We start from the raw sequence: 11,118 nt of genomic DNA on the forward strand, positions 1-11,118 counted from the left end.
CCAGCGATTCACACCAGGGGGAATGGCATGGTCGGCACATCGGAAAGCTGGATCCTCACGCTCACCTGCGCCGATCGCGTCGGTATCGTGGCGGGGGTGAGCGGGTTCCTCGCGGAGCGCGACGGGTTCATCCTGGACAGCCAGCAATATGCCGATCTGGAGACGGGGCGCTTCTTCCTGCGCCTCGTCTTCCAGGCGGGCGGCCCCCGCTTCCCCGATGGCGAGGCGCTGCGGGCGGACTTTGCCCCGATCGCCGAACGGCTGGGGCTGGACTGGTCGCTCACCCCCCGCACCGCACGGCCGCGCATGGTGGTGGCGGTGTCCAAGGGCTCGCACTGCCTCGCCGACCTGCTCCACCGCCGGGCGAGCAATGCGCTCGCGGCGGACATCGTCGCCGTCGTCTCCAACCATGCGACCTTGCGCGGGCTCGCCGAATGGCACGGCGTGCCGTTCCACCACCTGCCGGTCGGCGCCGCCAATCGCGCCGAGCAGGAGGCGGCGATCCTCGCGCGGATGGCCGAGGCCCGCGCCGACTATCTGGTGCTCGCGCGCTACATGCAGGTGCTCTCGCCCGCGCTGACCGAAGCGCTGGCCGGGCGGTGCATCAACATCCATCACAGCTTCCTGCCCGGCTTCAAGGGCGCGCAGCCCTATCACCGGGCGCACGCCCGCGGCGTCAAGCTGATCGGCGCGACCGCGCATTTCGTCACCTCGGACCTCGACGAGGGGCCGATCCTCGAACAGGCGGTGGAGCGCGTCGATCACCGGGCGACGGTGGACGACCTGATCCGCATCGGCCGCGACATCGAAGCCCAGGTCCTCGCCCGCGCCGTGCACGCGGTGGGCGAGCATCGGGTATTTCTCAACCAGGGCAAGACGGTGGTATTTCAATGAGCCTCGAGACGGTTTCCACGAACAAGGCGTTCGGCGGCATGCAGGGCGTGTATCGCCACGCCTCCACCGCGACCGGCACGCCGATGACCTTCTCGGTCTATGTGCCGCCGCATGCCGACGGCGCGACGCTGCCGGTGCTCTGGTATCTCTCGGGCCTCACCTGCAGCCACGCCAACGTCACCGAGAAGGGCGAATATCGCCGCGCCTGTGCCGAAGCAGGCATGATCTTCGTGGCGCCCGATACGAGCCCGCGCGGCGACGACGTGATCGACGTGCCCGACTATGATTTCGGCAAGGGCGCGGGCTTCTATGTCGATGCGACCCAGACGCCCTGGGCCGAGCATTTCCGCATGCGCACCTATGTCGAGGAGGAGCTGCCCGCGCTGATCGCCCAGCACTTCCCGATGGCGGACATGGGCGCGCAAGGGATCACCGGCCATTCGATGGGCGGGCACGGCGCGCTGACCATCGCTTTGCGCAATCCGGAGCGCTTCCGCAGCGTCTCCGCCTTCGCGCCGATCGTCGCGCCGAGCCAGGTGCCCTGGGGACAGAAGGCGCTGACCGGCTATCTCGGCGACGATGCCGCCGCATGGCGCGCGCACGACGCGGTCGCGCTGATCGAGGACGGCGCGCGCGTGGCGGAGCTGCTGGTGGACCAGGGCGACGCCGATGCATTCCTTGCCGAACAGCTTCGCCCGCAATTGCTCGCCGATGCCTGCGCCGCGGCGGGGATCCCGCTCACGCTCCGGCTCCAGCCGGGCTATGACCACAGCTATTATTTCGTCTCGACCTTCCTCGCCGAGCATGTCGCCTGGCATGCGGCGCGGCTGAAAGCGTGATATAGAGATAGAACACCGGCACGGCGCGGGGCCGTGCCGGCGCCACTCTGGGGAGTTTTCCGGCGTGAAATTAAAGTCGTTGTTCGCCGCCGCCGCCGCGCCCCTGGCGCTGCTGTTCAGTCCGTTCGCCTTCGGCCAGGCCGCGCCGGCGGCGGCGGCGCCCGCGGTGCAGAGCCGCCCGGCCGATCCGGCGCTGTGGGTGGTCAAGGATGCGGACACCACCATCTATCTGTTCGGCACCGTCCATGTGCTCAAGCCCGGCCTCAGCTGGTTCGATTCGGCGGTGAAGGCCGCGTTCGACAAGAGCGACACGCTGGTGCTGGAACTGGTCGAGCCCGATCCCGCGGCGATGCAGGGGCTGCTGGTGAAGATGGCGCTGGCGCCCGCGGGCTCGAAGCCGATCGCCGAGCAGCTTCCCGCCGACAAGCGCGACGCTTATCTGAAGGCGATGGCCGATATCGGCGTGCCGCCGGCGGCGTTCGATGCGCTCCAGCCTTGGGTGGCGGGGATCACGCTCAGCGTCGCGGGGCTGCCCAAGCTCGGCTATGATCCGGCCAGCGGCGCCGAGAAGGTGCTGACTGCCGCCGCCAAGGATTCGGCCAAGCCGGTGATCGGGCTGGAGACCGCCGAACAGCAGCTCGGCTATTTCGCCGGCATGCCGAACGCGCTGCAGATCGCCTTTCTCGGCTCGGCGGTGGACGACTATCCCAAGCTCGGCAGCGAACTCGGCAAGATGATCGACCAATGGGCCGCGGGCGACCCCGAGGCGCTGGGCGCGACGATGAACGAAGGCATGCGCGACACGCCCGAGCTCGCCAAGATCCTGCTGACCGATCGCAATGCGCGCTGGGCGAAATGGATCGAGGAACGGCTCAAAACGCCGGGAACGGTGTTCTTGGCAGTGGGCGCCGGCCATCTGGCGGGTGCCGACAGTGTCCAGGCGTTCCTCGCCAGGGATCGGGTGAAGGCGGAACGCGTCCGCTACTGATCGATCTCGGCGGGGCGCGTCATCCCACGGTGCGGCGCCCCGCCGCATCCCCATCTGGAGCAGCGTTGCATGGCATCGAATCCCCGTCCCCTGATCGGCCTTCTCGCGGGCGTTACCGCCGGGCTGGTCGCCTCCGCGGCGATGGCCGCCTTCCAGAACCAGGCGAGCAAGCTCGTCCCCAAGGAGGACCAGAGCGACGGCGATCCCGCGACGGTGAAGGCGGCGGACGTGGTGGTGGAAGCCGCCACCGGCGAGAAGGTGCCGGAGCCCTATCGCGAGGCCTCGGGCCAGGCGGTGCACTATATCGTCGGCGGCGTGCTGGGCGGGATCTATGGGCTGATCACCGAATATCGGCCGGAAGCGGCGTCGGGCTTCGGCGGGGCCTATGGCGTGGTGACCTCGGCGCTGCTCGACGAGGGCGCGGTGCCGGCGCTGGGCCTGGGCAGCGGCCCGAGCGAGACGCCAGCGTCGATCCATGCCTACGGCGCGGCCTCGCACCTCGTCTACGGCATGGTGCTGGAAGGCGTGCGCCGGATCATCGCCGGCGCGCGGTAAGCCTCAGCAGCTCGGATACCAACCGAACAACCGTCATCCCCGCGAAGGCGGGGATCCATTGGGGTCACCGGATCGGCTCTAGCCGCAAACGCACCGGCGAATGGATCCCCGCCTCCGCGGGGACGACGGTGGTTAGGGGAAACGTTCTCCCCTTCCCTTCCACCCCAACCGCCTTGCGCGAACCCCTTATTGCTATACCCTCCCGCCTCGCGGACGAGACTGGACACACCCGGCGCGCGCCGCGACCCGCAATAGCAGGGGAGGATGTCACTCTATGACGATCGTCTATTTCGCCATCGTCTGCGGCCTGATCGCCGTGGCCTATGGGTTCATCACCAGCCAGCAGGTGCTGCGCGCACCGGCCGGCAACGCCAAGATGCAGGATATCGCCGCCGCGATCCAGGAAGGCGCCAAGGCCTATCTGACGCGGCAATATACCGCCATCGCCGTGGTCGGCGTCGTGGTGGGTGTCGTGCTGTTCCTCACGCTGGGGTTGATCCCCACCATCGGCTTCCTGATCGGCGCGATCCTGTCCGGCGTGGCCGGGTTCGTCGGCATGAACATCTCGGTGCGCGCCAATGTGCGCACCGCCGAGGCGGCACGCGGCAGCCTGCAGGGCGGGCTCACCCTCGCCTTCCGCTCGGGTGCGATCACCGGCATGCTGGTGGCGGGCCTGGGCCTGCTCTCGATCGCCGTGCTGTTCTGGTATCTGGTGGACATGGCGCACCACGCGCCGGGCGATCGCATCGTCGTGCTCACCCTCTCGACCCTCGCCTTCGGTGCCTCGCTGATCTCGATCTTCGCGCGATTGGGCGGCGGCATCTTCACCAAGGCGGCCGACGTCGGCGCCGATCTGGTCGGCAAGGTGGAGGCAGGCATTCCCGAGGACGACCCCCGCAACCCCGCCGTGATCGCCGACAATGTCGGCGACAATGTCGGCGACTGCGCCGGCATGGCCGCCGATCTGTTCGAGACCTATGTGGTGACGCTGGGCCTCACCATGGTCACCATCGCGCTGCTGCTGCGCGGCGTCGACGCGGCGCTGCTCACCCGGCTGATGGCGCTGCCGCTGCTGGTCGGCGGCGTGTGCATCATCACCTCGATCCTCGGCACCTACATGGTGCGCCTGGGCGCCAACCAGTCGATCATGGGCGCGCTCTACAAGGGCTTCTGGACCACCGTGGTCCTGTCGGTCCCGGCGATCTACGGCGTCACCTATTATGTGCTGGGCGGCCGGATGCAGGAGTCGATCGCCGCGCTCGGCGAGCCTTCGGCGCTGCTCGACGGCAACACGCTGTCGGCCGATGCCGTGGCGGCCGCGGCGGCGATGCCCACCGTCACCGGCATGGGGCTGTTCTGGTGCATGATGATCGGTCTGGTCGTCACCGGGCTGCTCGTGTGGATCACCGAATATTATACCGGCACCAATTTCCGCCCGGTCAAATCCATCGCCAAGGCCTCGGTCACTGGCCATGGCACCAACGTCATCCAGGGCCTCGCGATCAGCCTCGAATCGACCGCGCTGCCGACGCTGGTGATCGTCGTCGCGGTGATCGCGACCTATCAGATCGCGGGCATCCTCGGCGTGGCCTTCGCTGCCACCGCGCTGCTGGCGCTGGCCGGCATGGTGGTCGCGCTCGACGCCTATGGTCCGGTGACCGACAATGCCGGCGGCATCGCCGAGATGGCGGGTCTGCCCGACGAGGTCCGCCACAAGACCGACGCGCTCGACGCGGTGGGCAACACCACCAAGGCGGTGACCAAGGGCTATGCGATCGGCTCGGCCGCCCTGGCGGCGCTGGTGCTGTTCGGCGCCTACACCACCGACCTCGACCATTATCACGACGCGCTGGGGCTGACCGGGCCGGTCAATTTCTCGCTCTCCAACCCGTACATCATCGTCGGCCTGCTGCTCGGCGCGCTGCTCCCCTATCTGTTCGGCGCGTTCGGCATGACCGCGGTCGGCCGCGCGGCGGGATCGGTGGTGGAGGACGTCCGCGCGCAGTTCCGCGACAATCCGGGCATCATGGCGGGCACCAGCCGGCCCAACTATGCCCGCACCGTCGACATCGTCACCAAGGCGGCGATCCGCGAGATGATCATCCCCTCGCTGCTGCCGGTGCTGAGCCCGATTGTCGTCTATTTCCTGATCGCCGCGGTGGCGGGCAAGGAACAGGGCTTCGCCACGGTCGGCGCGATGCTGCTCGGCGTGATCGTCTCGGGGCTGTTCGTCGCCATCTCGATGACCAGCGGCGGCGGCGCCTGGGACAATGCGAAGAAATATATCGAGGACGGCAATTACGGCGGCAAGGGCAGCGATGCCCACAAGGCCGCGGTGACCGGTGACACGGTGGGCGACCCGTACAAGGATACGGCGGGGCCGGCGGTCAATCCGATGATCAAGATCACCAATATCGTGGCGCTGCTGCTGCTAGCGGCGCTGGCCGCCGGCGGCACGCACTGACCTGAAGATCCTCCCCGGCACGGGGAGGATCTTGTGCGCTCACCAGCCACCCCCCACATCCCACACGAAGATGCGCGCCCATCCCGCGCCGCCTTCCCTTTTTCCTTCCAGCGCGGTAAGGGCGACGCACTTTTACGCGCGCTAATCCCTGAGAGGCATTTTTTGGCCAAAGAAGAACTGCTTGAAATGCGTGGACAGGTTGTGGAGCTTCTCCCCAACGCCATGTTCCGCGTCCGGCTCGAGAACGACCATGAGATTCTCGGCCACACCGCCGGCAAGATGCGCAAGAACCGCATCCGCGTGCTGGTCGGCGACGAGGTGCTCGTCGAGCTGACCCCGTACGACCTGACCAAGGGCCGCATCACCTACCGCTTCAAGTAAGCGGGTGCCGCCCATGCGGCTCGTGCTCGCTTCCACTTCGCCGCGACGGCTCGATCTGCTCACCCGGATCGGCGCCGCGCCCGATCGCGTTGCCGCCCCGGACGTGGACGAGGATGTCCGCCCCGGCGAGCTGCCGCGACCCTATGTGCTGCGCGTCGCCACCGCCAAGGCGCATGCGGTGACGCGTGCCCCGGACGAGATCGTCCTCGCCGGCGACACCACGATCGCCGTCGGCCGCCGCATCCTCGGCAAGCCCGCGGACGAGGCCGATCTGCGCCGGATGCTGGCACTGCTCTCCGGCCGCCGCCACCATTGCCTCTCCGCGCTCTGCGTGATCGGCGCCGACGGCCGGGCACGCACCCGCGTCTCCGACACCGTCGTTGCCTTCAAGCGCCTGAGCGACGCCGATATCGACTGGTATGTCGCCAGCGGCGAAGGCATGGGCAAGGCGGGCGGCTATGCCATCCAGGGCAAGGCCGAGGCGTTCGTGCGCTTCCTCTCCGGCAGCCATTCGGGCGTGGTCGGCCTGCCGGTATTCGAGGCGCGCGCGCTGCTGGCCGGCGCCGGCTATTCCCTTGGCTGAGTGGCTGTACGAGGCGGGGATCGGCGAGAACCGCGCCGCCCTCGTTTCGCGCGGGGTGATCTGGCAGGCCCGGATCGAGCTGGCGGGCACCGGCCCCCAGGTCGGCGCGATCTGCGCGGCACGGCTCGCGGACAAGTCCACCGGCAAGGTGACGCTCGATCAGGGCGGCGACGCGCTGTGCGATCCGCTGCCCAAGGGCATCACGCAAGGCGCGCCGCTGCGCGTGAAGATCGTCCGCGAGGCGATCCCCGAACCCGGCCGCGCCAAGCTTCCCAAGGCCGTCCCCGCGCCGCCTGAGGCCCCCTTAGGCGACGGCCCCGACCTGCTCGCCCGCATCACCGCCAGCGACCATCCGGTGCGCCTGCTGCGCCCGCACGAGGCCGACGCGCTGGAGGAGGCCGGCTGGTCCGAACTGCTCGACGAGGCCTATGCCGGCGAGATCGCCTTCCCCGGCGGCGCGCTGCGCATGAGCCCCACGCCCGCCATGACCCTGTTCGATGTCGACGGCGCCGGCCCGCTGGAATCGCTTTCGATCGCCGCAGCCCATGCCGTGGCGCGCGCGGTCGAGCGATTCGGCATCGGCGGCTCGATCGGCATCGATTTTCCGACGCTGAGCAGCAAGAGCGCCCGCAACGCGGTCGCCGAGGCGATCGACGCGGCGCTACCCCAGCCCTTCGAGCGCACCGCGGTGAACGGCTTCGGCTTCCTCCAGATCGTCCGCCGCCGCACCCGCCCCTCGCTGCCGGAGCTGCTCCACGCCGATCCGGTCGGCGCCGCCACCCGGGCCGAGCTGCGCCGGCTGGAACGCCTTCCCCCGCCGGTGCCGGCCACCCATATGGTGGATGCCCGAATCGCCCGCCGCCTGGCGCGCGAGCCCGACTGGACCGAGACGCTCGCCCGCCGCATGGGCGGCACGGTCCGGTTCGTGACCCCCAAGGAGTGACCCGCATGCCCCGCGACGCCTGCCCGATCTGCGGCAAGCCCACCGCCGCCGACTTCAAGCCCTTCTGCAGCCGCGGCTGCAAGGATCGCGACCTGCTGCAATGGCTGGGCGAGGGCTATCGCGTGCCCGGCGAGCCGGCGCAAACAAATGTGCAATCGGGGCTGGACAGCCACGAATTCCCCGATTAACAGGCGCGCTCCCCGGCGGTTCCGCCGGTGTGCCCGGGTAGCTCAGTTGGTAGAGCATGCGACTGAAAATCGCAGTGTCGGCGGTTCGACTCCGTCCCCGGGCACCATCCACCTCTCCGCACAGATCCAAGAACGTCCAAAAATTCGCAGTTTTGCGCGGTTTTTGACGGTATCTGATCCGCCCAAATCCGGGTCGGTCCATTGGAACCCGCGGCACCTGACGGTATATTTGACGGTATCAGCACTGCGCCAGCGGAGGAGATACCGTCATGCTCACCGATGCAGCCGTCCGTCGAATCAAACCGCGGGACAAAGCGTTCAAGACTCAGGACATGCACGGCATGTACCTCCTCGTTCAGCCTGGCGGTGGTCGGTACTGGCGATGGGACTATCGTCATGACGGCAAACGCGGCACCGTCGCCCTAGGCGTTTACCCGGACGTGTCCCTCAAGGAAGCGCGTGAGCGCCGAGAGAATGCCCGGAAACTGCTCGAAAAGGGCATCAACCCCTCCTCTTACGGCAAGCTGACTCGCGGCGTCGGCAGCATTTCGGCCGGAGACACGTTCGCCACCGTCGCGGACGAATGGCTGAAGAAGATCGAAGCCGAGGGGCGAGCGGCGAAGACCCTCGAGAAGCTGCGGTGGCTGATCGGGTTCGCCAACCCGCTGATCGGCCCTCGGCCGATCGGCGACATCAGCGCGCCCGAGCTGCTCACCGTATTGAGGACTGTAGAGGTCCGAGGCCGCTACGAGACGGCACGACGCCTTCGCAGCACCTGCAGCAGCGTCATTCGCTACGCGATCGCCACCGGACGGGCGCAGAGAGATGTGACCGCCGATCTTCAGGGCGCCCTGATCACGCCCAAGGTCAAGCATCATGCCGCAATCATCGAGCCCAACAAGGTCGGCGCGCTCTTGCGCGCCATAGAGGGGTACGAGGGGCAGCCATCGATTGCCTTGGCGCTTCGGATCGCCCCACACGTCTTTGTGCGTCCGGGCGAACTGCGCGCTGCTGAGTGGGCAGAGTTCGACCTTTCAGCGAAGGTCTGGACCATTCCCGGCGAGAAGATGAAGATGGGTCGCCCGCATCGGGTCCCCCTCTCCAAGCAGGTGCTTGCGCTCCTTGCGGAACTTCGAGAAATGAGCGGCAGGTCGAAACTTCTGTTCCCAAGCGTCCGGTCAGACGCTCGCCCCATCTCCGACAACACCATCAATGCCGCCCTACGCCGGCTGGGGTACGACAAGACGCAGATGACGGGCCACGGCTTCCGCGCGATGGCCAGCAGCCTCCTCAATGAGAGCAGGAAGTGGCACCCGGATGCGATCGAGCGGCAGCTCGCGCACGTGGAGAACAATGACGTCCGCCGCGCATATCTCCGCGGCGAGCATTGGGACGAGCGCGTTCGGATGATGCAATACTGGTCAGATTATCTGGACAGCTTGAAAGCCAACGGCAACGCCAGAAGGGCGAAACCCGCCTAGCCATTCGCGGAGGTGAGACGGCTACATTGCTCCGAAGGCAGAGGCCACAGGTTCGAATCCTGCCGGGTGCGCCATTTTTCAATGGCTTAGCTGGATCAGCAGCAAACTTGTCGAATTTCGTCAAATATACTTCGCCGGACGCTTGTGGTTGCGGGCAGTCCGAATCCTCGCGATTACGGTTGGAACGCTCTCAGGATCGACTTCGGCGAGAGGTGCCAGCCTAAGCGCTCCCCAAAAGCCAGCGGAAGCTGCGCGCCAGCCGGCTCTAGGATCAAATGCGATCAGCCGGTCGTTCCATTGCCTGATGCGCCACGCTCAAGCGTGGCATGCGGCTAATCGGACGTTCTTTCCCACCGAAACGAAATTGCCCAACGCCCGTAGACAATGAGCGCCTATTTCAGCCATTTTGTACCGATGATCGACACAGACCTCACTGGCACCGTCTTTGAAGTTGACGGCAGCTGGTACATCCGTCTCGTAGGAGCAGGAGGGACACTCCTACCGCTTCAGTGTAACGAGGAGGTTCGCAATAACCTCGCGTCTGGTCGCTTGATACGGGTGACGAAGGGATACGTCGCTCGAGATCAGAATGGCCTCGGGGTGGCCTGCATTGCTCAAGCCGTAGATGTGGTCAGCGCCGACAATGAGGAGGGGCAGGGCAGTAGTGCAGATGCGTCATTGCCTCCGCGTGCACGAGAAATCATCGACGAATTAAAGAAAGCTAACCCCGACTGGCGGATCATCGAAGCCGCCAGTCGGGCTGCGGTCGACGACGATCCCGATGCTATCCGCTTCTCCGTCGACGCCGCGCACATCCAGCGGCTGGGCGAGCAGCTAGTGAGCAAGCAGGAAACCGCGCTCTCCGAGCTGATCAAGAATGCCTATGACGCAGACGCAACCCGGGTGACTCTCACATTCACGGGCCACGCCCAGGCAGGCGGCGTTCTACGCATCGAAGACAATGGTACTGGCATGACCGAGGCGATCATCCGGTCGTCCTGGATGCGGATTTCGACCAACCTGAAGGAGGACCAGCCACATTCGCCGGTGTTTGGACGAACGCGGGCCGGCCGCAAGGGCATTGGGCGGTTTTCGGTGCAGCGCCTCGGACAGCGCCTCGACTTCACATCCAAGCCTGCTGGCGAACCCGTTGGTTACCGGGTCCGGTTCGATTGGGACGAAGCATTCCGGCCTGGTGTCGCGCTGTCCGATGTTTTCAGCCGGATCGAGCGCTTCAACAAAGACCCGAACGATCAGGGCACGACGCTGGAAATTGTTGACCTGCGCGACGCGTGGTCGCCCGCCGCGATCGAGCGGGTTTGGAAGGCGGTGGTTCTGTTGCAAGCCCCCTTCCCCCTAGCGGCGGTCGCCCCGGCCGTAATAACCGCACCCCATGGTGTATCTGCGGACCCTGGCTTCCACGTCGTCATCAACGACGTCACCCAGGCGCGTCAGACCGAGCTCTTCTCGATCGAACGTTCGTTTCTGGACAAAGCCACCGCCACGATCGAAGCCGGCGTGGACGAGGATGGCAAAGGTTTTGTCCGTCTGCGATCGACCAAGCTCGACATCGATGAGCGCGATGATTGCCCTACCCGTTATCTGGCCACAGGGGCGTTCAGTCTGGAGTGTCGCTACTTCATCTTCGAAACATCGCTGCTCGGCGGGATGTCCCATGGTCTGCCTTGGAAAATCCGGTCCATTTCTGAAGAGAGCCCGCGAGGGTATCTGGAATGGAGAATGGCATGGGACGTCAGCGGTTTACGCCGGAGCAGATCATCGCGAAGCTGCGTGAGGTTGAT

The 11,118-nt window shown here is 66.6% G+C and carries 11 protein-coding genes and 1 tRNA gene; all 12 read left to right on the forward strand.

Annotation, left to right across the window (positions count from 1 at the left end):
* Nucleotides 1-27 precede the first annotated feature (27 nt).
* Nucleotides 28-894 (forward strand): formyltetrahydrofolate deformylase, encoded by an 867-nt coding sequence (gene purU / locus QZ814_RS00940; protein WP_294329152.1) that lies wholly within the window; start codon nucleotides 28-30, stop codon nucleotides 892-894.
* Nucleotides 891-1,733, forward strand: a complete 843-nt coding sequence (gene fghA, locus QZ814_RS00945; RefSeq protein ID WP_294329153.1) for an S-formylglutathione hydrolase — start codon at nucleotides 891-893, stop codon at nucleotides 1,731-1,733. The genes purU and fghA overlap by 4 nt, the downstream gene beginning before the upstream one ends.
* A 64-nt stretch (nucleotides 1,734-1,797) precedes the next feature.
* Nucleotides 1,798-2,721 carry a TraB/GumN family protein gene (locus tag QZ814_RS00950; protein ID WP_294329154.1) on the forward strand — a complete coding sequence of 308 codons (924 nt, stop codon included), beginning with the start codon at nucleotides 1,798-1,800 and terminating at the stop codon, nucleotides 2,719-2,721.
* 69 nt (nucleotides 2,722-2,790) lie between these two features.
* Nucleotides 2,791-3,276, forward strand: coding sequence for a DUF1440 domain-containing protein (locus tag QZ814_RS00955; RefSeq protein ID WP_294329155.1), 486 nt, complete (start codon nucleotides 2,791-2,793; stop codon nucleotides 3,274-3,276).
* Nucleotides 3,277-3,550: 274 nt separating this feature from the next.
* The gene (locus QZ814_RS00960; RefSeq protein WP_294329157.1) at nucleotides 3,551-5,740 is read left to right on the forward strand and encodes a sodium-translocating pyrophosphatase; all 2,190 of its coding nucleotides are present in this window, start codon (nucleotides 3,551-3,553) and stop codon (nucleotides 5,738-5,740) included.
* 162 nt (nucleotides 5,741-5,902) lie between these two features.
* Nucleotides 5,903-6,121, forward strand: coding sequence for a translation initiation factor IF-1 (gene infA, locus QZ814_RS00965; protein WP_003049127.1), 219 nt, complete (start codon nucleotides 5,903-5,905; stop codon nucleotides 6,119-6,121).
* 13 nt (nucleotides 6,122-6,134) lie between these two features.
* Nucleotides 6,135-6,704, forward strand: coding sequence for a nucleoside triphosphate pyrophosphatase (locus QZ814_RS00970; RefSeq protein ID WP_294329158.1), 570 nt, complete (start codon nucleotides 6,135-6,137; stop codon nucleotides 6,702-6,704).
* Complete coding sequence (locus tag QZ814_RS00975) at nucleotides 6,697-7,647, forward strand: ribonuclease (protein WP_294329160.1); 951 nt, start codon at nucleotides 6,697-6,699, stop codon at nucleotides 7,645-7,647. Before QZ814_RS00970 ends, QZ814_RS00975 begins: the two co-directional genes overlap by 8 nt.
* Before the next feature lie 5 nt (nucleotides 7,648-7,652).
* A complete protein-coding gene (yacG, locus tag QZ814_RS00980) occupies nucleotides 7,653-7,835 on the forward strand; it encodes a DNA gyrase inhibitor YacG (RefSeq protein WP_084584347.1) in 183 nt (60 codons plus the stop codon).
* A gap of 31 nt (nucleotides 7,836-7,866) precedes the next feature.
* Nucleotides 7,867-7,942 (forward strand) — tRNA-Phe (locus tag QZ814_RS00985).
* 162 nt (nucleotides 7,943-8,104) lie between these two features.
* A complete protein-coding gene (locus QZ814_RS00990) occupies nucleotides 8,105-9,316 on the forward strand; it encodes an integrase arm-type DNA-binding domain-containing protein (RefSeq protein WP_294329161.1) in 1,212 nt (403 codons plus the stop codon).
* A 384-nt stretch (nucleotides 9,317-9,700) separates the two neighbouring features.
* Nucleotides 9,701-11,118, forward strand: a 1,418-nt coding sequence (locus QZ814_RS00995) for an ATP-binding protein (RefSeq protein WP_294329162.1), incomplete at its 3' end; no start/stop codon positions are given.

Origin of the sequence: uncultured Sphingomonas sp., assembly GCF_913777625.1 — a bacterium.
In the GTDB taxonomy this organism is placed as follows: Bacteria; Pseudomonadota; Alphaproteobacteria; order Sphingomonadales; family Sphingomonadaceae; genus Sphingomonas.